The organism is Yersinia massiliensis (assembly GCF_003048255.1).
Classification (GTDB): Bacteria; Pseudomonadota; Gammaproteobacteria; order Enterobacterales; family Enterobacteriaceae; genus Yersinia; species Yersinia massiliensis_A.
This window is the reverse complement of sequence record NZ_CP028487.1, coordinates 858,924-879,863: the sequence shown is the minus strand read 5'-3', so window position 1 is coordinate 879,863 and position 20,940 is coordinate 858,924. Positions and strand designations below refer to the sequence as shown.

The window sequence follows — 20,940 nt, the reverse complement described above, 5'->3', positions numbered from 1 at the left end:
GCTTGAGAAAAATATCAGACAAATGTATTAATTCCGTTGCTGTAAAGCCGTGGGGAAGAAATAATATGCTGCTCCTCGGCATCCTCAAGTGTTTCCTCTCCACTCTCCAGATCCACCCTTCCCGTACCCGACCGCTCTTTTTCGAAGAAAGAGTTGGATGATGAGTTAGCATCGGCACTTACGCTGCTCTGTCCGAGGTTGATACCCGATTCCGCCAGCGAATGACGCAGAGACGGCAAGGCATTCTCTAACGCACTACGTGCTTGTGGGTTTTCAGCCATGAAGTGAATTTGCATACGCTCATTGCTCATGCGTAGGCTAATCTGTACTGCCCCTAATTCTTCTGGGTGCAAGCGCAATTCGGCATGGTGGATACCATCACGGGTAAAGCATGCAAGCTGTTGCCCTAAAGATTGTTGCCATTCGGTGGTGCCTGTCTGCTGGGGTAATGTCACTACTGCGGTGGGTATGACAACGGGTTTCGCCAACGTAGTGTCAGGGTTCGCCGTAGCAAAAACAGCCGTTGGCTCCGCTAAACTAGCGGTATTACTGACAGGCCGACTTAACTCCCCAACAACAGTTTGTGCCACCGGCGGTTTTTCACGATCTGAGAGGCTGCTTGGCAATATGTCAGCGTCTTGAGGCACTTCTCCTCGAGGCTTATCAGCCACCAGCATAAAGCGGTTATCTTGTTCTTGTCCGAGGGTAGCCTTAGCTTCCTGAATTTGCGATGACGTCTGTGACAACCCATGAGAAACGAGTGCATCAATGACCGGAACAGTCGCGGCAGAGGTATTGATCGTTGATTGAGGCGTACCGGCTTTTTCAGCAACAAATTTCGATACCCGGTGAACAACAGATGCCTCAATGTTAGAGACATTTGCCGCGAGTACAGCGGCATCTCCCTGTTCAACAAGGGTATCAACATTGATTGCCGCTGGAAGATTGACGGCGGTGATCTCGTCTTCCTGATCCTTATCTGTTTGTGGTTGAGAGCTATTATCACCGTCAGAAACACCGGTGGCTAACTTTGTCAGCAACCCAGACATTGTGGCGGCGAAATCACCCTCTTCACTCATCGCGGCATCGGCGAGTACGTTTGTCGTCGCGGTGACTGTCGGTATGGTATTGATGATCATCTTAATATTTCCTTCGTGATGCGCGTTGAGCGAATTCATCCATCATTTTTTGGTCCCGACGGCTCTCTTGCAGCAAACGAGCCGCTTCAGATCGCTGCTTCAATGCATCAAAAGCATTGAGCCGCTGTTTATCCGTGCGCCACATATTCACTGCGTTGTCGACTTGAGCCTCGCATATCGCCACTTGCTTGGTTTGATGGGAAACGACTTTATTCAGGGAGTCGATAAAGGATTGGCGAGATAACATATCAATCATCGTCATCCCCTCACCGACCATATGCGATTGCATTTGCTGACAATATTCACGCTCATAATTTTCCAGACGTTCAAGCTGGTTGTTCGCTTGGACAAATTCCTGACGCATTTTCCCTAGATGAGTGGTGGTATCGTTCAGCTTCTTGTCAGCAAGATCGCGTAATATATCCATTGGCTTATGAGTGGTCATTTTTTACTCTACTTTACGTCTAAGGCATTTCAGGGAATAACGAAGCTAACTGAATAAAGGACTCGTCATATTCGCTCTGCTCGTAGATTCCCTGTTGTAGATAGCTTTCAAGCTGCGGATAAAGTGCAATCGCCTGATCAAGTAAGGGATCACTCCCCGCAGCATAAGCACCGACACTAATCAGATCGCGATTACGCTGGAAAGAGGAGAGCAGCTGCTTAAATCGCTGCACTTTCTTATAGTGTGTCGGCGCAATGAGCTCGGTCATTGCACGGCTGATTGAGGCTTCAATATCAATTGCCGGATAGTGCCCAGATTCGGCTAAACGTCGCGAGAGTACGATATGCCCGTCAAGAATGGCGCGAGCTGAGTCCGCAATGGGATCCTGTTGATCATCACCTTCTGTCAGCACGGTATAAAATGCGGTAATGGATCCTCCGCCTTTTATCCCGTTACCCGCACGTTCAACCAGTGCTGGCAGTTTGGCAAACACGGAAGGCGGGTAACCTTTAGTGGCAGGGGGCTCGCCGATGGCCAATGCGATTTCACGTTGTGCCATGGCGTAACGGGTCAAAGAATCCATAATCAGCAGGACATTTAACCCACGGCTACGAAAATCCTCGGCAATACGGGTGGCATAAACCGCCCCCTGCATGCGTAAGATGGGTGAAACATCGGCAGGAGCCGCAATCACGACTGAACGGCTAATGCCTTCTTTGCCGAGAATGTTCTCAATAAAATCTTTCACTTCACGGCCACGTTCACCAATCAACCCAACCACAATCACATCCGCTTTGGTGTAACGCGCCATCATGCCAAGCAAAACGCTTTTACCGACACCTGACCCTGCAAATAGCCCCATCCGTTGGCCACGGCCGACGGTTAGCAGACCATTAATGGCTCGGACTCCCACGTCCAAAACATCTTTGATAGGATCACGTAGCAGCGGGTTAAAAGGAGGCGTAAAAAGCTCACCGCGATGCATCGCTGAGGGCGGTGGAAGTCCATCTAGCGGGCGGGCTCTGGCATCCAGTACTCGCCCAAGCAAGACATCACCCAATGGCAATTGTTTACCCCCCGCATTCCCCTCTTCAGCGTAGGCACGCGCCCCCGGTAACACACCATCAACATTTTCGAGCGGCATCAAAAAAAGTGTCTGGCCATTAAAGCCGACCACTTCACTTTCGACGTATTGCTGCCCATCGCTACGTTCGCACTCCACTAGGCATAATGTTCCGATAGGCAACTTCAGCCCAATCGCCTCCATCACAAGCCCCGTGGCGCGGACCAACTTGCCGTACTGCCTACGCGGAGGTAATGCCGCGATGACCTCTTCTTTACGATCAAGATCGTTAAGCCATGATTTCAGTCGAGAAGTCATTCGTGATGTTCCTCACGCACGAGTGTGCACAACATTTTCCAACGTGTTTCAAGACTTTCATCAATCTCTCCCTCATCGGAAGTGATGCGACAACCGCCGGGCAACATGTCTTCGTCCACATTTAACGTCCAGCCACGTTTTTCGAGGGTCTTGCTAAACTGTTGTGCGATAAATGGCTCATCTTCCGTGCTGACCCACATCTGCGTTTGTTCCTTAAATAGTGGTTCATCACGCAACAAATGTTGAATACGCTCCTGCAACATCTCATTAGTGCTGTCAGTGACGATATTCTTTCCCAGCAAGGCGCGGGCTGCACTGAGTGACAATTGTGCCAATCGCGACGGGATAACACTGTCTAGGCTATCAAGTGCACCTTGCACGTTTTGCAGTAGTGTTTTGAGCTGAACTGCAGTCTGTTCCTGTTGCGCACTTATCTCCGTTCTGCCGGTTTCACGCCCCTCCTCCAACCCTTGCTGCACACCTGCGTCGTAGCCCTCTTTTTTGCCTTCTTCGTAGCCACTGGCTTTGCCCTTCTCAAATCCTTTTTCTTCGGCTTGTTTACGCAGGCGTGATAATTCCGCTTGTAGCTTTGCTTCCGACAGGGGGTCTTCGCCCGCCACGTTCGCACGTATTGTCGGTAAAGCGTCTTCCTCGTTATTATCTAGCAGGTTCGCAGGTCGCCAAGGCTGCCACATCTTTTGCGGGTCATTATCAGACGTAGACATCCTCGCCACCTCCTATAATGATTTCGCCACTTTCTGCCAAGCGTCTTACCAGCATAAGAATATTTTTCTGTTCCGTTTCTACCTGAGACATTCTCACTGGGCCGCGTGAGTTCAGGTCCTCTATCATGATCTCCGATTGACGACGAGACATGTTACGGAAGAACTTATCGCGCAATGCTTGATCAGAACCTTTGAGTGCCACAATGAGCGATTCGGAATCGATATCCTGCAAAATCCGTTGAATACTGCGGTCTTCCATCTCAACAAGATTTTCGAACAGGAACATTTCGTCGATAATTTTCTGGGCCAACTCTTGATCGAACTCTCGGACAGCAGCAATAACCGCATCTTCCTGTTGGGTTTTCATCAGGTTGAGAATTTCCGCCGCTGGACGCACGCCCCCCATCTTGCTGCGTTTGAGATTTTGACCGTGTAGCAAGTTATTGAGTACTTCGGTCAGCTCTTGTAGTGCCACTGGCTGTACACCGCCAAATGTGGCAATACGCAGCATGATGTCGTTACGCACACGTTCATCGAATTTGGCCAAAACATCGGCGGCTTGGTTGCGCTTAAGATGAACCAAAATGGTGGCAATAATCTGTGGATGCTCATCGCGAATGAGATCACTCACTGCCTGTGGCTCCATAAAGTTCAACGTCTCGATACCGTCGTTGCCGGACTGCGTATCCAGTAGATCTTCTAGCAGACTATTTGCACGCTCTTCCCCGAGCGCACGCACCAACACATTGCGGAGATATTCACTGGTATCGACACTCAGTGCGGCGTATTCACCTGCATCACGCTGAAATTCATTCATCACTTGAGCAAGCTGCTCGTGGGTATAGCTCCCCATTCTGACCATGGCACTACTTATCTGCGTCACTTCATGAGCATTAAGATGCTTAAAGACTTCTGCCGCACGTTCGTCGCCCAGCGTAATCATGACGACAGCGCTTTTCTCATAAGCGTTCATTACGACTTCTGCTCCTTATTCATCCATTGGCGGACAACCAGCGCAATGATCTGTGGATCTTGTTCAGCCAACTCACGAAGTTTTTGTGTATTCAGCTCACTTTGTAGCTTCTGCTGTGCCTTCATCCGCTGGCTATCTTCTGCTCGATGTGACTTCGCATCGATCTCAGCCTGTCGGGCTTCTTTTTCCATCTCAAGACGCTGCAGCGCAAACTCTTGATGTTTCACCCAGAACGGTTGCACCGCTTTGCGCCACAGCACCCAAGCGATTAATGCAATGAACAAATAGCGCAACACCGTGAGGAGCATGTTGATAAATTCAGGTTGCTTCCACAGGGGTGGCTGAGCACTTTCATCTAGCGTACTGAACGGTGTATTCACGATATTGACGGTATCGCCACGCTGGCTGGAATAACCAATCGCTTCTTTGGCCAACGCATTAATTTGTTCCAACTGCTCTTTCGATAAACCCGCGTTCTCACCGGTTTCTGTTGGCTGGTAATTCAACACAATAGCCACTGAAAGGCGTGTCACCGTGCCCGTACTTTTACGGGTATGCGTTAAGGTTCTATCGACCTCGTAGTTAGTGGTTTCATCGTTGCGCTGGTTATAAGGCAGTATTGGCGCTGTCGCCGCGGTATTGGTGCTCCCTTGTGTTCGGTTAGCCGCAGCCCCTGTCGCCGGTGGTGGCGTGGGTTTCTCAATCGGCGCACTGGTCGGCATCGGCGGCTGATTACTTAACGCGCCAGGTACCCCGCCGACACCACTGCGCCCACCTTGTTCTGAGGAACTGCTTTGACGGCTACGGATCGCCATTTTTTCTGGTGAGCTGTTCGGCTGATATTGCTCCGCAGTCTGCTCATGTTCGGTAAAATCCATCTGCGCAGTCACTTGCGCGCGAACATTACTCGCGCCGACAATCGGCGTTAAGATTGCGAGAATACGTCTCTGGTAATCGCCCTCAATCTCACTGGTGTACTTCAGTTGAGACGCCTGAGTTGCCTGCCCGCTGTTTTGTGTCAGCAAGTTCCCCGCTTGGTCCACAATAGTGACATTGCTGGCCGTCAGACCAGGAACTGCACTGGAGATCAGATAAGCGATGGCATTTACTTGGTTAGGCTCAAGTGTTCTCCCGCTCGCAATGGTTAACGTCACCGACGCGGTGGGTTGCTTCTGCTCACGGACAAAAAGTGACTGCTTTGGTAGTGCCAGATGCACACGGGCAGCGGTGACCGGCCCGAGTGTATCTATCGTCCGAGCAAGCTCACCTTCCAGCGCGCGCTGATAATTGACCTGCTCATTGAACTGACTGATACCAAATTTCTCTTGGTCCATGAGTTCAAAACCCACATTCCCACCCTTTGGTAACCCCTGCTGGGCAAGCTTTAGCCGAATTTCGTAAATACGATCAGCAGGTACCAGAATCGCCCCACCATGTTCTTCAAAACGGTAAGGGACCTGCATCTGTGTCAACTGAGCAACGACTGCCCCTGCGTCTTGATCGCTAATATTGTTGTAGAGCAATCGGTAATCGGGTGTTCTGGTCCATAACAGAAGCGCAATAACAATGGAGATCGCAGCCGCAGCAGCAATCGCAAATAATATTTTTGGGTTAGCACGAATTCTTTCGAATGCTGCTTTTAGCTCAAGAGTGCTATTTTTATTGTTGCCAGTGGTTGTGGCATTCATGCCATAGTCCTGTAAATATTAATAATGCAGCGTAATAACAATTGCCAATCAGCACTTCCAGTCTTTGAAGGACAACCTTGTGATCTCGGGAATAATTCCGATGCGTATTATCCATAGAATGGGCAAGTTACTAATATGCGATAAGCTTGAATTTTCGTTAGCTCTTTGCGCAATGCTGTACTTTCCGCGCATGTTATACTGGCGATATTAATGACAGAATAAAGCATGTGAAAAGGTAATAAATATGTCGATGCCCGTACAGGCAATGAATAATGTTTTGGAGCAAATTCAGCTTCAAGCAAGTCAGGTCAAAGGCGCTCAGCAAACGAATAATGGTTTTGAACATAAGCAGTCTTTAAATTTTACGGATATTTTATTTCAAAGCATCAGTAATATTAGCGATTTGCAAACTGAGACAAAAACACAATCACAGAACTATATGAGCGGCGTGCCGGGCATCGGCCTGAACGATGTCATGGTCTCATTACAAAAATCTTCTGTCGCATTAAGCCTCGGTGTTCAAGTTCGAAATAAGCTCATTAGTGCTTATCAGGAAATAATGAATATGTCTGTCTAACCCTGAGACTTCATTGTGGGCTTTGCGCCAACACCTAAGGTGAGAGAGAAAATAAACTTTTAATATTTCTTTCGCGCCGCAGTGTTTTAAAGATCTCCATATCAATTACCTTTGAAGGATGCCTTTGATAGTTAATATCAGAGCATTAGCAACTATGTTTAATAAAAATACTTTTAGCAAAACATTAGATTCTAATCAATATATTCAGTACATTCTAGCGGACAATGAACTGGCTAAAATTGCCGATCTTATTTATCGTCGTGCAGGTATTGTCTTATCCGAACAGAAAAAAGATATGGTTTTCAACCGCCTTTCACGTCATTTACGTGCGCGAGGTTTATCTTCTTTCAAAGAATATATTGCCATATTAGAAGCTAATCCAGAGGGCCCGGAATGGCAACAGTTTATTAATGCTCTGACCACGAATCTGACCTCCTTTTTCCGTGAAGCGTACCACTTCCCAATACTCGCCAATCATGCACGTTCACGTCCAACGGATTATTCCGTGTGGTGTGCCGCAGCCTCCACCGGCGAAGAGCCTTGGTCCATTGCCATCACGCTAGAAGAAACCCTTGGTCGTAGCCCTAACACCACGCGAGTCTGGGCGACGGACATTGACACCGAAGTATTAAAAAAAGCGACTCAAGGGCTCTATCAGTTGAGCGATATACAGTCTCTGTCAGATGAACAGAAACGCCGCTGGTTCCTGCGAGGCAGAGATGAGCAAGAACAAATGGTGAAAGTGAAGACCGAACTGGCTGCTTGCGTTCATTTCGAGCAACTCAATTTAATGGCCGCCACATGGAATGTCCCAGCGCCTTTTGACGCCATTTTTTGTCGTAACGTGTTGATTTATTTTGATCAGAAAACGCAGGAAACCATCATTAACCGCTTTGCCAAAATGCTGAAACCAGGTGGCCTACTTTTTGTCGGGCATTCGGAACATTTCAGCAAATCTAGCGGGCCACTGCGCCTAGAAGGCCAATCTGTTTACTCCCTCGCAGGGAAAAAATAATGAAAAAAATCAAAGTAATGTGCGTGGATGACTCTACGTTAATACGTAATATCATGACCAGTATTGTCAACAGTCAACCTGATATGGAAATGGTGGCTGTAGCACTCGATCCCATCATCGCCCGTGATTTGATTAAGATTCACAATCCAGATGTGCTGACATTGGATGTTGAGATGCCACGCATGGACGGGTTGGATTTTCTAGAGCGCCTCATGCGCTTGCGACCAATGCCCGTCATTATGGTCTCTTCACTCACGAGCAAAGGATCTGAAATCACCCTGAGTGCGTTAGAACTGGGTGCCGTTGATTTCATTACCAAGCCACAAATCGATCTGCAAAACAGCATGCGTCTTTACAGTGACCTTATTGCAGAAAAGATTCGTATGGCGGCGCAGGCACGGGTCTATCGTCGCGACAGCCAAATGGCAAAACCGAAAACGATTAAGACGCCCCTGTTCGGGAGTGAAAAGATCATTGCGATTGGTTCCTCAACGGGTGGAACGGAAGCCTTGCGTCATGTGCTAATGCCGATGCCACTGACCTGTCCAGGGATCGTGATAGCACAACATATGCCACCTGGCTTTACCCACTCCTTTGCCGAGCGGCTCAATAAGATTTGCAGCATTTCAGTGAAAGAAGGTGAAGAAGGCGATCGCGTGCTTCCTGGCCATGCCTATATTTCCCCTGGCGGCAAACACATGGAACTGGTTCGCAGCGGCGCTAACTATCACCTCAGCCTTAACGAACGCCCTCCGCTCAATCGTCATCGTCCCTCGGTCGATATGCTGTTGCAATCCGTCGCCAAAACGGCGGGTAAAAATGCCGTCGGTGCCATTCTCACGGGGATGGGCAATGACGGTGCACAGGGCCTACTCGATATGCGTAATGCGGGAGCATGGACATTAGCTCAGAGCGAGAAAACCTGCGTGATTTACGGCATGCCGAGAGAGGCCGTTAAGTTAGATGCCGCCTGCGAAATTACCGACCTTGACCAAATCAGCGAACGTATTCTCAAAAATGTCTCGGGGCAAGCTCACCGTATTTAATGCCTCGCTTATTTGAGCGAGCGAAACGAAAACCAACTTTCATTCATTAGGAAAATAACCATGGTAGACAAGAATTTACGTTTTTTAGTCGTTGATGACTTTGCCACTATGCGGCGCATTGTTCGTAACCTGCTCAAAGATCTGGGTTTCAACAATGTGGAAGAGGCTGAAGACGGCCACGATGCCCTCGGCAAACTGCGCGAATCATCATTCGATTTTGTCATTAGCGACTGGAACATGCCTAACCTCGATGGTTTGCAACTGCTCAATGAAGTTCGTAAAGACCCGAACCTCAGCAGCCTACCCGTTCTGATGGTCACAGCAGAAGCGAAAAAAGAAAACATTATTGCCGCCGCGCAAGCTGGCGCTAACGGGTATGTCGTCAAACCATTTACCGCCGCCACGCTGGAAGAAAAGCTGAATAAAATTTTTGAAAAACTGGGATGGTAACTAATGGATACACAACCAACCGCACAACCTAAAGAGAACTTCCAAAGTATTTTTTCTCGCATTGGTCACCTGACTCGGCTACTACGTGACAGCATGACTGACCTCGGACTCGATCGTGCCATCATGGATGCCGCTGAGGCGATCCCTGATGCTCGAGACCGCCTTAACTACATTGTGAGCAAGACGTCACAAGCCGCAGATCGTGCATTGAATTGCGTTGAGATTGCTCGTCCATTGCAGGACGAGCTCAACGAGAAGGCCCTCGCACTGACCTCTCGTTGGGACGAGTGGTTTGACCAACCGGTAGAGATGCCGGTGGCAAAAGAGCTGGTGAAAGACACCCGATCATTCCTGACACAGGCCCCCATTATCGCCAGCCAAACGAATGAGCAATTAATGGAAATCATGATGGCGCAGGATTTCCAAGACCTCACCGGCCAAGTGATTCAGCGGATGATGAAGCTCATTGAAGCATTGGAGAAGGAGCTGATACAAGTTCTGGTGGAAAACATGCCCGAAGCCAATAACGCCACCAGCGAAAAACCAAACGAGCTCAAAAATGGCCCGCAAATCGACCAAAGTAAGGTTGGTATTGTCGCCTCTCAGGATCAGGTTGATGACTTACTTGAAAGCCTGGGTTTCTGATACCTCTCAAGCAGGTAACCCCGTTCTGATGTCTCTGATCGTCGGAATAGGTTTGCCTATGTTGTTGCACGCGTTATTCGCGAAGCAGTTGAACGACTTTTGCGATTATCCCCATGTCACAAGACAGTGATGTAGAAAAAACCGAAGACCCCACCCCCCATAAACGGGAGAAAGCACGTAAAGAAGGACAGATTCCACGCTCAAAAGAGCTGACATCTTTCATTATGTTGCTATTAGGGTGGTCATTAATGTTCACCGCGGGTGGGTTGATGGCGAGTCGTTTAGCGCAGTTACTTCAAACTGGGCTGAGATTCGATAGCGGTCTTGTTGCTGATGTGAATACGATGTTTTATCAGACCTACCATCTGATAGGCATGATGGTCAGCGCACTGCTGCCTTTTATGCTTGGACTCTTTATCACCGGTATTGCTTCGCCGCTGTTAATTGGTGGCTTGAATTTGAGTTCGAAATCTCTAAAGGTCGATTTAAAACGCATATCTCCCTTTTCTGGGCTAAAGCGCATGTTATCGGTCCAAGTGCTATCTGAGCTGTTAAAAGGGGTGCTCAAGGTAACACTGGTGGGTTGCGCCGGTGCATTCTTCTTCTATAAGAATAAAACTTATTTTATTCAATTGCTTAATGAACCACTAAACGATGCACTGGCGGATGCCCTCACGCTGATTCTACGCGGTCTGTTGACGGTCATTATGTTTTTGCTGCCGGTCGCGGGCTACGACGTATTTTACCAGTTCATGAGCAACCGGAAAAAACTACGCATGAGTCGCCAAGAGATCCGCGATGAATTTAAGCAACAGGAAGGGGATCCGCACGTTAAAGGTCGCATCCGCCAACTGCAACGAGCAGCGGCCCGCAGCCGCATGATGTCAGATGTTCCCAATGCAGACGTGATTGTGAATAACCCGACGCATTACTCCGTTGCACTGTCATATCAGGAAAAAGGCATGTCAGCGCCAGTGGTACTCGCCAAAGGCGCAGGAGAAATTGCGTTACGTATTCGTGAACTGGGTCAACAACATTCCATCCCGATGCTAGAAGCACCAACACTGGCGCGCGCACTCTACCGGCATTGTGAGCCTGGTGAACAAATACCGGCGACACTTTATAGCGCCGTAGCAGAAGTACTTGCTTGGGTTTATGGCATTAAGCGTTGGCGCAATAACGGCGGAATCAAGCCAAAGGTGCCCAGCCAATTGCCCGTTCCACCCAATATGGATTTTCAAACCAGAGAGTAAAAACTGATGGCAAATATCGCCAGCAAATTACGTTTACCGAATTTAAAACAGACACAGTGGCAGATTCTCGCCGGGCCTGTTCTGATCATGATGATCCTCGCGATGATGGTGCTGCCATTACCGCCTCTCGTGCTGGACGCTTTTTTCACGTTTAATATTGTTCTGTCGTTGATGATCTTGCTGGTCACCATGTTTAACCAGAACACGCTCGAGTTTTCAGCATTTCCGACCGTGCTACTCTTCTCGACGTTGTTAAGGTTAGCGCTAAACATTGCCTCTACTCGTGTCATCTTGATGGACGGGCATACCGGCCCAGCCGCCGCTGGTCATGTGGTTGAAGCATTTGGTCACTTTCTGGTAGGTGGCAACTTCGCCATTGGTATCGTGGTTTTCGCCATTCTGATCATCATTAACTTTATGGTCATTACCAAAGGTGCGGGGCGTATCGCCGAAGTGGGTGCTCGCTTCGCCCTAGACGGTATGCCCGGTAAGCAGATGGCTATCGACGCCGACCTTAACGCGGGCTTGATTGGGGAGGCAGAAGCGCGCAGCCGTCGTAAGGACGTTACCCAAGAAGCTGATTTTTACGGTTCGATGGATGGTGCCAGTAAATTCGTTCGCGGTGATGCGATAGCTGGGCTATTAATCATGGCAATTAACATGATTGGTGGTCTGATCATTGGCATGGTTCAGCACGATATGAGCTTTGCTCAAGCCGGTGAAACCTACACGTTGCTGACCATCGGTGATGGACTGGTTGCACAGATCCCTGCATTGATTATCTCAACAGCGGCAGGCGTTATCGTTACCCGTGTCTCTACCGAGCAAGACGTCGGCGAACAAATGGTTGGGCAATTGCTCACCAATCCGCGCGTCATGGTACTTTCTGCCATGGTGGTTGGTCTGCTGGGGATGATCCCGGGTATGCCTAACTTTATCTTTCTACTCTTTACGGCCTCACTACTGGCACTCGCTTGGTGGTTGCGCGGGAAAGAAGAAAAAGAAGCAGCAAATCCGAAGCGTGCTAATGCCAAAGAAGAGGCGGCAAAAGAAAGAGCAGAAGAAACACAATCGACTGAGGCCTCTTGGTCTGATGTACAGATGGAAGATGTGCTCGGGCTGGAAGTGGGCTACCGCCTCATTCCGATGGTAGACAGTAAACAAGAAGGGCAGCTACTGACTCGAATTCGTGGCATCCGTAAGAAATTCGCGCAGGATATGGGGTTTCTGCTGCCATCGGTGCATATCCGCGACAATCTAGATCTCGCCCCCACCGCTTATCGCCTGTTACTTAAAGGGGTCGAAATTGGTCGTGGCGAAGTCCAGCCAGAACGCTGGATGGCCATCAACCCTGGCTGCGCCGAAGGCGAGTTGGCGGGTACTCCTTGTCAGGACCCCGCTTTCGGATTGCCAGCATACTGGATTGACGAGGTGCTACGCGAGCAGGCTCAAACACTGAGCTATACCGTTGTCGACCCAAGTTCAGTTATTGCGACCCACCTGAATCATCTGATCATCCTACACACAGATGAACTGTTTGGCCGCCAAGAAACACAGATGCTGCTCGAAAGGTTGACCAAAGAGATGCCCAAGCTGGTGGAAGATGTTATCCCCGGTATCGTCTCACTCACGCTATTCCACAAAGTGTTGCAAAACTTACTTGCCGAACGTGTTTCCATTCGCGATATGCGCACTATTGTCGATACCTTAGCGGATTTTGCCGGCAACATGACGGACCCTGATGACTTGACTTCTCAAGTGAGAATACGCCTTGGCCGAGCCATCACCCAGCAGTGGTTCCCCGGTAATGACGAATGCCAAGTCATTGGCTTGGACACCACGTTAGAGCGCCTACTTATTCAGTCAATCCAGAATAATACGGCGATAGAACCCGGCATCGCCAACAATTTGCTATCACAAACTGAGCAGGCGATAACTCAGCAAAACTCGTTGAGACTCACCCCCGTGTTACTGGTTAATCCCTTACTACGTGTGATGCTCTCCCGTTTCTTGCGCCGATCGCATCCACAATTGGTGGTGCTTTCCAGCATGGAAATCAGCAGCACTCGTACAGTCCGCGTAACTGCCGTGATCGGTGGCGAAAAGGAAAATATCTGATGCTCAGAAAAATCATACCCACTCTGGCTGCACTTTTGTTGCCTTACACCTCTCAGGCCGCGACACCAGGTGCTTGGAGCAAAGAGAGTGCTGGCGGCCATGTGAGTGTTGGCCGCCAACTGATGCTGGGCCAACCATTACACGCCCCAGAGTCAGTCCCCATAACGGCGAGAGCCACCCGTATCCAGTGGCATATCTCATTGCTGACCACAACGCTGCCCCCGAATTTACAGATAAAGCTCTGCCATGCGAGTGCCTGCCGGCAGCTAGATGGACTTTCGGGTAAATTCACGCCAGACCCTTCATGGCCCGCTAACGGCAGCTATTATTTTATTTATTCCGTTGCAACAACAGGACAACTCCGCCCCCCGCTACGAGTGGTCAATAACGGAATCACTGTTAATTATCAATAAGGGCGGGTAATTATCATCGAGGGCGGGAGTTAAACGTGGGAAGGCGATTCTCGTTTCGTGGAATGGAAATCGCCTTAATACTGTTTTCAGCCAATAAGTGATCAACCAATAAACCATCAACCAATGAGCCACTTAAAAGAGGCTCATCAATTCACTGTCGACATTATTGACATATATTGCGCGTTATAAAGCTGGCTACATTGATTACCATGGTGCAAGGCTGACATATTCTTCTGCAAAAATGAAAGTCGGCTTTTTAAGCTATTAGCGATTTCTTTATCATTTGCTTGCAAACATTGAATAACATCACGCAATGAGTTTTTTTCCTCAACAGTGAATTCGTTTTCATGAGAGGTTAACGCTTGCGGGAAATTTTCAAATATATCCTGAAGCAGGGTCACATATTCTTCAGCGAGTTCAGTCACTGCATCCCATTGCTCCTCACGCACTGCCTCAAGCAAAATAAGATTCTTTTGATAACTTTCCTGAAAACAGGTGATAACGGTATTAGACATAATTAGCCTCAGTGCTGATATTCAATTTCTTTCCATGTCGCCGCAAGATCCATCAATAACTCATCTACTTGAGTCAATTTATCCGGATCATTCTCTAAATTAGCCATGAGTAAGGTGCGAGACATATATTCGTATAGGCTTTCTAAGTCACCCGTAATCGATTCATCTACATCATGATCCAGCGACGCCCGTAGGCCGTTATCAATAATATTAATCGCTTTCGACAGCATTTCACCGCGTTTAGCCACATTACCGTTAGCGAAATAGATTTTTGCGCGCAAAATAGCGTTGTGAGCGCCATCGAATAGCATGGTAATCAGTTGATGTGGCGTTGCACCGGAAAGCTTGCTCTGCAGGTCAACCTGCGCGTAACCGTTAGACCCGTGAGATGTGTACATTCTTAGCTCCGTAGAAAGGCAGAAGTCTCCTCCTGCCAAGAAAGTCGATGGATTAAAGTGTTGAGATAAGCGCGCCAAGCTGGTTACTGACACTGTTTAATTGCGCCATGGTTTTATCGAGATTCTGGAATTGAACCCGATAACGTTCCACCTGCGCATCAATCAGTGCCTGCGTTTTCTCAATCTGAATTTTTACCACATCTACTTGGCCGTTTAAGCTGTCTGTTGTCGCTTTGATGGAGCCATCAATTTTGTTTTCTGCATCGCCGGTAAAGTTGGTGATGATGCCGCTTAACTTGCTGGCCAGCCCTTCATTACCATTACGATCCATGAAGATATTGGCAACATCATCAGGATTCGATGCAATGGCTTCATCAAGTTTGGCTTCATCAAGCGTCATCATGCCGGTGGATGAGTCAATTTTAATCCCAATGTCGGCCAATGAACTGTACTGGGCGTCACTGTCACCATAAACGCCGTTAACGGTATATTTGATGTCATTCACCATACCGCGCAGCATCGAATCCCCCATCAGAGCGCCGTTCTCTGGATTAGGGGTTTGGACACCGCTATCTCCCAGCCCTACCGAGTCGTTCGGAACATATTTACTGGCGGAGTTGGTTTGAGTCATTAACGCATTATATTGCGCCACAAAATCTTTAATGCTGGTTTTGACCTGCGAGGTGTCTTGCGTCAGTGTTAGCTTTTCAGATTTTCCCTCTTCAGAAACCGCTTTTAGCTCAAGGGTAACGCCGGTCAGGATATCGTTAATATTGTTGCTGGAGCGGGTATAATTACTGCCATCGACACGCAGTTTCGCATCCTGAGCATCGGCAACCGCCGTCATGCGATCGTTACCACCACGCCCACCAGGGATGAGAATCCCATCTTCATCAACGTGTTTTCCACCGTCCTCAACGTGCAAGAAGCCATCCAGCGTATCATCGCCTTCAACTCGCACGCTCATCTCGCCATCAACACCGGTATTTTTTGAGCTAAGAACTAACTGATAACCATCATCACTACGCTGTACACTGGCGCTAACATCGCCATCTTCCTTATTGATTGCCTTAGCAATTTGATTCAATGAGGTTTCATCATCTTTCAGCTCGACTCTCATTTCAGAGCCATCTTTTTGCGTGATGATTAAAGTACGGTTGTTATCGTCAGTCTTTGACCCTTGGGCAGCATCGGCACTAGGCACCGCTTCCGTTTTCAACTTGTGTGACGCCGCAAGCTGAGTCACTGTTACATCATGCGTATCGGCATAAGCACCGGACGTTGCCGTCGCCGTAAACGCCTTATTGTTACTGACGCTCAAGGTATTAAAGGCATCAACTTGCAGCGTTTTTACGCTTTTATTGAGGGCATCTAACGAACTGGAAATCTGCCCCCAAGCTGAAATCTTGGCTTCGTAGCTCGCTTGTAGATTGGTATAGGGCTTAAGTCGCATTTGTTCGCTGACTTTGAGCGCTTCTAACATGCCAGCCGTATCAAGCCCTGAGCCTATTCCTAATGAAGTTAATGAAGCCATGACAATCTTCCCTCTCAAATATAAAGTTTTATACTTATAAACATCGGCCCAGCGGATTAAAGCTAAAGATCAAGATTGATCAAATTAGGAAAAAATTAATCATTAGGCCTTTCGACTAGCCAGCAAGAGACATTTAGCCAACAAGAGACATTTAATCCACAAACCACATTTAACCCGACTTGAAACGGTCATCCCTTCTATATAGATGAGAGAGAAAACATTATATAGATGGCCAGCATAATGCCATCGATATAAAAGCATTCAAAAGTGACGCCAATTAAGCGCAATAAAATTAAAACGAAAATTAAATGAATAAAAACACTGATATCCCTATCGTTATTCATTGTTATTAACTCTAAATCGACAAGTATTGCGAAATTTATTGTCATCGGATATTCAGTTAATTTTTCCCACACCGATATATTTAATACGTGATGCACTGAATCATCGCTGTATTACTAATTACTTATTTATCGCAAGCCCAACAAGTAAACGTATAGAGGAAATAATATGTCACAGGTAATTAACACCAATGCCATGAGCCTGGTTGCACAGAACAACCTGAATAAATCCCAGTCAGCTCTGGGCACCGCCATTGAGCGCCTGTCTTCTGGTCTGCGTATTAACAGTGCGAAAGACGATGCTGCGGGTCAGGCGATCAGTAACCGCTTCACGGCCAGTATTAATGGCCTGACCCAAGCGTCTCGTAATGCTAACGATGGTATCTCTTTAGCACAAACGACTGAAGGTGCGTTGAATGAAATCAATGATAACTTGCAGAACATCCGTCGTCTGACTGTTCAGGCCTCTAACGGTACCAACTCTGAATCTGACCGTCAGTCTATCCAAGACGAAATTGATCAGCGCTTATCAGAAATCAACCGTATCTCTGAACAAACAGAGTTCAACGGCGTGAAAGTGCTGAGCAAAGATCAAACCTTGAGCATTCAAGTGGGCGCTAACGATGGCCAAACCATTGATATCAATTTGAGCCAAATGAATGCCACGACTTTAGGTATGGGTGGTTTCGACGTCGGCGCAGCGGGTAATGTTTCACTGGCAAGCCTGGGTAGCGATGTAAAAGACGCTGATGGCAATGTCACGCAGATGACCAAAGAGTCTCTGGAAGAACTGAATGATGCCCTCTTCGGCGCAGGTAACACAGGCACCATTTACACCCTGACCGGTGAAGATGGCGAAACTGTCTTCTTAGGTATCGATCCCAAAACTGGTGAAGCTCAAGTCATCACCGCAGAAGTTGAAATTGATGAAGATGGCCTTGTAGCAGATACCATTACGTTTGGTGCCGCTGTGGACGCGACTGCCGCACAAGTTTCACAGGCTACCCTGCTGAACACCGTTGACGCTGCACTGGCCCAAGTAGATGAATTGCGTTCTAGCCTGGGTGCCGCTCAGAACCGTTTCTCTTCTGTTATCAGCAACTTGGATAGCACTGTAAATAACCTGTCCGAGTCTCGCTCTCGTATTCTTGATGCCGACTTCGCTGCCGAAGTATCTAACATGAGCCGCGCGAACATCTTGCAATCAGCGGGTACAACAGTATTGGCGCAAGCAAACCAAGTTCCACAGAACGTGTTATCTCTGCTGCGTTAATTCGTTTCGAGTTATTCATCATTATTTCCGGCGACGTCAGTCGCCGGTTTTTTTTATCTGGTCGCAGCCACTTCATAATTAAAGGCCATGTCGCCTTGTCCTATTTTGTAAGTTAGCTTCCTTATTTTTTCGCTAAGCCACTGATTAATATTAATGAGAGATAGGTACATGTTTAAAACAATCCGCATGCGCATCATTAGTACTAGCATCATGATTGTCATTTTCTCCCTGACTATTAGTACATTTTTTAGTTATAGCGTTGCTGAGAAATATAATGAACAGGCAATTGACAGTACACTTAATGCACTCGCGTCAAGCTACCCACAGGGTATTAGCGATTGGGTAAAATCAAAAACTGAGATGATCGCGTCACTCCAACCCGCTGCATTAACCGCCGACCCACTCCCCGCCCTTAAACAAATTGCCTCTGCGGGAGGCTTCACCGATGTGTATGTCGGTTATGCCAATAAGATAACGCTTTTCACCGGCGAACCTGCTGATGCCGACCCCACCGAACGCCCATGGTATCAGCAAGCAAAGCAAGCAGGTCATACGGTCATCACTCCCCCCTATTTTGATATTGCCTCCCAAACACTGGTGGTGACATTTGCTATTCCGTTAATGAAAGAAGGCAATTTATATGGCGTGATTGGCGGTGATGTCTCGATGGAGAGTGTGATTAATTACGTCAACTCTCTCGATCCGCTGCCGGGAAGTTTCGGCATGCTGGTCGATAGCACCGGCATTATCATCTCGCACCCCGACCCTAACCTCATGCTGAAACCTTTGGCATCGATAACCCGTCACCTGAATCTGAACGAGGTTTTGCAAGGAGACACACCGGTCGATATTCAGCTTAATGGCGAAACCAAGCGTGTCAAAGCCATGCCGATAGCAGGAACCGACTGGTATATCATTGTTGTGCAAGACAAAGAAACCTCTTCAGCAGGTATGCAATCGTTGCTGATCTCTTCAATCATAATCATGGTGTTGCTGGTTATCGTTTCAGCCATCGCGATTGGCTTTATCATTACCAAATCGTTTAAGCGTCTCTCAATGGTAAGAGACATGCTGGATACCATGGGTTCTGGTGACGGTGATTTGACGCGGCGTTTACCCACCGACGGACAGGATGAAGTGACGCAAATTGCGTTTTCTTTCAACAAATTCGTCGATAAGCTCAGCAAAATTATCGCCGAAATTCGTGTTACTAGCGAATATGTAAAAACGGCGGCCGATGAGATTGCGACAGGAAATAACGATTTGTCAGGTCGGACTCAATCCTCGACGACCAGTTTGCAGCAAATAGGGGCGTCACTGGCCCAGATTACGGCCACTGTTTCTCAATCTGTGCGATCAGCCAAAGAGGCCAGTGATACCGCTAAATATGCCTCTGAAGCGGCAGCACAGGGGGATAGCGTGATGTCTGATGTCATCACCACCATGGGGAGCATCGAACGCGCGTCATCAAAAGTCAGCGATATTACCAGCGTAATCGATAACATTGCTTTTCAAACCAATATATTGGCACTCAATGCGGCGGTAGAAGCCGCTCGAGCCGGTGAGCAGGGGCGCGGATTCGCGGTGGTGGCAAATGAAGTTCGTAGCCTAGCCCAGAACAGCGCCCAAGCTGCAAAAGAAATTAAGCTACTCATAGATTCCACAATAAGCAGCGTGGCCTCCGGTTCAGAACTGGTTCATTTGGCCAGTAACAGCATGAGTGACATTGTCAGCAATGTCTCAAATGTCAGTAACGTGATGCAGGAAATTACTTCAGCCTCTGAGAAAAAGATGCAGAGTATTAATGAAATAAACCGAGCAATAGGGCAACTAGATAGTATGGTGCAGCAGAATGCCGATATGGTGGGGAAATCAGCCAAAGCATCATCGACCTTACAGGAACGGGCAACCGGGCTGGCGATAACGGCAGGAAGTTTCAAGGTGTAAACGCACGAATATCATAATGAATGAGATTATTATTGGGGCAACCGTGCCCCAATAATATTTGAAGTACTTGGTATCATGTTATACCAACCGCAGACTATCAATTTCATGTATTTTCTTATCATCAACTGAAAAACGATATGTGAAAATATAACGTTCAGATAATAAAAAATCCCCCTCAGAACCCTATTCACTTTGACAGGTTTCCATTTACTATTAATCAACTTCCATTTCTCATGCAATATACTGATAGGATTAGCTATTCACTTACTGTGCGATTAAGTTAACAAACCGATAGATACCAATTTTATTGGTGATACCCACTTTCTTCATAATACTGTCTCGGCTGTAGTAACTGGACGAACCAAATCGATTCTTTTGATATCGAGTAATTGTCGCCATCGATTTATTGTTTTTCATCATATTGATGATCTCTTTCTCTTTGATGGTGAGTGAACGCATAATCTGGCAATGCGGGCATAAATCACCATTCCAACCCTGTACTGCGGTATCAATCGCCATTTGGATATTCATTTTGAAGCACTCTAACGACTCACCACTATTCATATAGATAGTATCGTTGGAAGTACAACCTTCCCATCCCCGACTGATTATCGTGATAATCGCGACATTTTTATGTAATAAGTCACAGGTGCATTGTTGCAAGCTGGCCGGTTTTGATCGAAAAAGAATTTTCAGTTCTTCTGTTTCGTTCATGAGCTCTGAAATTTCAACTCGACGGGTATTTTCGGAACCAAGGAGTTGTTCTACTAATATATAACAACCTGCCTGCATAAAATTATCTAAGTCTTGGAAAGCAACAACAGCCATAGAATAGCTCCTTTAAGTTTTATGTTTAAGTGAATATAAAAATATTTATACCCAAGGAATATTTCCGAAAATTAATGCATTGCTTAATCGAGGAAGAAGCTAATGACGTCTATATGTGTCAGGTGATAATGGCAGTTAATGCTAAAATATTGTGACTTTATTAATAACACCAACAGGGTCAAAATTAGGAATGACACTTAATCTGACACGTTAGAAAACCGTCTTTCATTAACGAT

Annotated in this window: 20 protein-coding genes; 10 read left to right on the top strand and 10 right to left on the bottom strand. The window is 47.5% G+C overall.

Annotated elements, in window-relative coordinates:
- Positions 1 to 14 precede the first annotated feature (14 nt).
- The 6 genes from DA391_RS03950 to fliF are packed head-to-tail and all read right to left on the bottom strand — an operon-like array spanning position 15 to position 6,351.
- The gene (locus tag DA391_RS03950) at positions 15 to 1,139 is read right to left on the bottom strand and encodes a flagellar hook-length control protein FliK (RefSeq protein WP_226722745.1); all 1,125 of its coding nucleotides are present in this window, start codon (positions 1,137 to 1,139) and stop codon (positions 15 to 17) included.
- 1 nt (position 1,140) lies between these two features.
- Positions 1,141 to 1,584 carry a flagellar export protein FliJ gene (fliJ, locus tag DA391_RS03945; protein ID WP_019211801.1) on the bottom strand — a complete coding sequence of 148 codons (444 nt, stop codon included), beginning with the start codon at positions 1,582 to 1,584 and terminating at the stop codon, positions 1,141 to 1,143.
- Positions 1,585 to 1,603: 19 nt separating this feature from the next.
- Positions 1,604 to 2,965, bottom strand: a complete 1,362-nt coding sequence (gene fliI / locus DA391_RS03940; protein WP_019211802.1) for a flagellar protein export ATPase FliI — start codon at positions 2,963 to 2,965, stop codon at positions 1,604 to 1,606.
- Positions 2,962 to 3,690, bottom strand: a complete 729-nt coding sequence (locus DA391_RS03935) for a flagellar assembly protein FliH (RefSeq protein ID WP_072084823.1) — start codon at positions 3,688 to 3,690, stop codon at positions 2,962 to 2,964. The genes fliI and DA391_RS03935 overlap by 4 nt, the downstream gene beginning before the upstream one ends.
- Positions 3,677 to 4,663, bottom strand: coding sequence for a flagellar motor switch protein FliG (fliG, locus tag DA391_RS03930; protein ID WP_019211804.1), 987 nt, complete (start codon positions 4,661 to 4,663; stop codon positions 3,677 to 3,679). The genes DA391_RS03935 and fliG overlap by 14 nt, the downstream gene beginning before the upstream one ends.
- Entirely contained in the window at positions 4,663 to 6,351 is a 1,689-nt protein-coding gene (gene fliF / locus DA391_RS03925; RefSeq protein ID WP_108087396.1) for a flagellar basal-body MS-ring/collar protein FliF, read from the bottom strand. The genes fliG and fliF overlap by 1 nt, the downstream gene beginning before the upstream one ends.
- A 244-nt stretch (positions 6,352 to 6,595) precedes the next feature.
- On the opposite strand from fliF, the gene fliE reads away from it, so the two are divergent.
- The 8 genes from fliE (at position 6,596) to DA391_RS03885 (ending at position 13,868) form a co-directional block, all read left to right on the top strand.
- Positions 6,596 to 6,928, top strand: coding sequence for a flagellar hook-basal body complex protein FliE (gene fliE / locus DA391_RS03920; RefSeq protein WP_167398160.1), 333 nt, complete (start codon positions 6,596 to 6,598; stop codon positions 6,926 to 6,928).
- A gap of 154 nt (positions 6,929 to 7,082) precedes the next feature.
- Entirely contained in the window at positions 7,083 to 7,943 is an 861-nt protein-coding gene (locus DA391_RS03915; protein WP_050083265.1) for a CheR family methyltransferase, read from the top strand.
- The gene (locus tag DA391_RS03910) at positions 7,943 to 8,989 is read left to right on the top strand and encodes a protein-glutamate methylesterase/protein-glutamine glutaminase (RefSeq protein ID WP_049607857.1); all 1,047 of its coding nucleotides are present in this window, start codon (positions 7,943 to 7,945) and stop codon (positions 8,987 to 8,989) included. The genes DA391_RS03915 and DA391_RS03910 overlap by 1 nt, the downstream gene beginning before the upstream one ends.
- 60 nt (positions 8,990 to 9,049) lie before the next feature.
- Positions 9,050 to 9,439 carry a chemotaxis response regulator CheY gene (gene cheY, locus DA391_RS03905; protein WP_019211809.1) on the top strand — a complete coding sequence of 130 codons (390 nt, stop codon included), beginning with the start codon at positions 9,050 to 9,052 and terminating at the stop codon, positions 9,437 to 9,439.
- A gap of 3 nt (positions 9,440 to 9,442) precedes the next feature.
- Positions 9,443 to 10,084 carry a protein phosphatase CheZ gene (gene cheZ / locus DA391_RS03900; protein ID WP_050083263.1) on the top strand — a complete coding sequence of 214 codons (642 nt, stop codon included), beginning with the start codon at positions 9,443 to 9,445 and terminating at the stop codon, positions 10,082 to 10,084.
- 113 nt (positions 10,085 to 10,197) lie between these two features.
- Positions 10,198 to 11,337, top strand: coding sequence for a flagellar biosynthesis protein FlhB (gene flhB / locus DA391_RS03895; protein WP_050083262.1), 1,140 nt, complete (start codon positions 10,198 to 10,200; stop codon positions 11,335 to 11,337).
- A 6-nt stretch (positions 11,338 to 11,343) separates the two neighbouring features.
- Positions 11,344 to 13,455, top strand: a complete 2,112-nt coding sequence (gene flhA / locus DA391_RS03890) for a flagellar biosynthesis protein FlhA (protein ID WP_050083261.1) — start codon at positions 11,344 to 11,346, stop codon at positions 13,453 to 13,455.
- Complete coding sequence (locus tag DA391_RS03885) at positions 13,455 to 13,868, top strand: flagellar protein FlhE (protein ID WP_050873971.1); 414 nt, start codon at positions 13,455 to 13,457, stop codon at positions 13,866 to 13,868. Before flhA ends, DA391_RS03885 begins: the two co-directional genes overlap by 1 nt.
- Before the next feature lie 146 nt (positions 13,869 to 14,014).
- Here DA391_RS03885 and DA391_RS03880 read toward each other — a convergent pair whose 3' ends face one another.
- The 3 genes from DA391_RS03880 to fliD are packed head-to-tail and all read right to left on the bottom strand — an operon-like array spanning position 14,015 to position 16,315.
- Entirely contained in the window at positions 14,015 to 14,383 is a 369-nt protein-coding gene (locus DA391_RS03880; RefSeq protein WP_108087395.1) for a flagellar protein FliT, read from the bottom strand.
- Positions 14,384 to 14,391: 8 nt separating this feature from the next.
- Positions 14,392 to 14,781: a flagellar export chaperone FliS gene (gene fliS, locus DA391_RS03875; protein ID WP_019211815.1), complete on the bottom strand. Its 390-nt coding sequence runs from the start codon at positions 14,779 to 14,781 to the stop codon at positions 14,392 to 14,394.
- Between the two features lie 52 nt (positions 14,782 to 14,833).
- A complete protein-coding gene (gene fliD, locus DA391_RS03870) occupies positions 14,834 to 16,315 on the bottom strand; it encodes a flagellar filament capping protein FliD (RefSeq protein ID WP_050083258.1) in 1,482 nt (493 codons plus the stop codon).
- Between the two features lie 510 nt (positions 16,316 to 16,825).
- On the opposite strand from fliD, the gene DA391_RS03860 reads away from it, so the two are divergent.
- Complete coding sequence (locus DA391_RS03860) at positions 16,826 to 17,929, top strand: FliC/FljB family flagellin (protein ID WP_050083256.1); 1,104 nt, start codon at positions 16,826 to 16,828, stop codon at positions 17,927 to 17,929.
- 168 nt (positions 17,930 to 18,097) lie between these two features.
- Positions 18,098 to 19,876, top strand: coding sequence for a methyl-accepting chemotaxis protein (locus DA391_RS03855; RefSeq protein ID WP_050286730.1), 1,779 nt, complete (start codon positions 18,098 to 18,100; stop codon positions 19,874 to 19,876).
- A gap of 264 nt (positions 19,877 to 20,140) precedes the next feature.
- On the opposite strand, the gene DA391_RS03850 is transcribed toward DA391_RS03855, so the two are convergent.
- Positions 20,141 to 20,704 (bottom strand): hypothetical protein, encoded by a 564-nt coding sequence (locus tag DA391_RS03850; protein WP_108087393.1) that lies wholly within the window; start codon positions 20,702 to 20,704, stop codon positions 20,141 to 20,143.
- Positions 20,705 to 20,940 lie beyond the last annotated feature (236 nt).